This window comes from Photorhabdus sp. RM96S, from assembly GCF_042879335.1.
GTDB classification, from domain to species: Bacteria; Pseudomonadota; Gammaproteobacteria; order Enterobacterales; family Enterobacteriaceae; genus Photorhabdus; species Photorhabdus kayaii.
In genome coordinates, this window is sequence record NZ_JBHFKT010000123.1 from 1 (window position 1) to 1,183 (window position 1,183).

General features: G+C 46.7%; 2 protein-coding genes. Both read right to left on the reverse strand.

The features are described from left to right. Window positions 1-791 (reverse strand): type VI secretion system tip protein TssI/VgrG (tssI, locus tag ACGF49_RS24540; protein WP_387493306.1); only part of this gene is annotated, 791 nt, incomplete at its 3' end. Window positions 792-805: 14 nt separating this feature from the next. Beyond that, window positions 806-1,183: type VI secretion system baseplate subunit TssF (locus tag ACGF49_RS24545; protein WP_387493309.1), on the reverse strand; the 378-nt coding region annotated here is incomplete at its 5' end.

A 1,183-nucleotide genomic window follows, 5' to 3' on the forward strand; every position in this document is an offset into this window, starting at 1 on the left:
AACGGAATGCCCTCTTTGTCTTTCTGAAAACGGCCGTAACTTTCAAAAATATGAAATGGCGTGCCGTTCTCCGCTTCAAAATCCGTGGCGTTATGCTGTAAAGCGTAATTGGGGTTGTGATAATTTCTGTCTTTTTGGTCGGTAGATTCCGGGCGCATGTAGGAGCCAAGAGACCATTTGTAGATAACATTTTCTTCTACTGCGCTGGTGACGTCCGGGTTATAAATCAACGTATCCGGCGCTCTCATGTTCAGGTAGCTATCACTGAGATAGAGCCCGTCATCGGCGAACCAGAAGAAAATCCCCTCCTCAGCCGCCAGGCGGGTAAAGAAATCATAGGATGATTCCCTTTTCATGGTGACGTATTCCCGCGTTGAGTGTGGGTTATTCAAATGCATATTGGCCCGGAGTTTCTTCTGTTTCAGTATGCGTTGTAAAATATCGGGGACACTAAGCTGGTGATAAATACGGCTGTCCTGATCGAGGGTCAGCAGCCACATTTCTGGTCTGACTGTCAGGTGATACTGAGTTTGATGTCGGTTTGTGGCGCCAACAACCGCACTTGCAACCAATCCTTTCACTTCACGTTGCAGAATATCGTCACGGGTAACGGTGAACAGCCCGGTTTGGAGCAGGAGGGTGTCCGTGTCTATATTTGAACGGTTTGCCGCTAATGTGAGAGACAGGGTAAATAACGCTGAAAGCGCTTCATCTAATGTAAAATTCACTACCGCAAAAGTCATGGGCGGCAGATTGCCGATGGTGCAGGAAAAGCGGAGTCCGGTTTTCATAATGTTTCCTTCAATTACATGATCTTCTGATGCCCAGGCATATTGTAAAATTCCCAGTATTCATTGGTATCGTTATTGATAACGGTTAATCTGTGAAAGCTGGTTTCAACAAAACAGAGGGAGAAAGCGGTGTGTAGTGTTTTGGCAAAAACGTACATTTCTCCTTCATGCTCATAATTTTCTGGTGTCATGCGCAGTGTGATGGCTTGGCCTCTCACAGGAATGCCTTTGTCAAAATGGTAGTATGGCTCAAGGTAGATAGCGCTGAGGCTATCGGCCATGCGCTGAATATGCCGGCTACGCGGGGCGTCCAGATGCGCGAAGGTATCAAGTTGTTTGACCAGAGATCTGACTGATTCAATATGACTGAGAAAAAATGGCCCAATCGACAA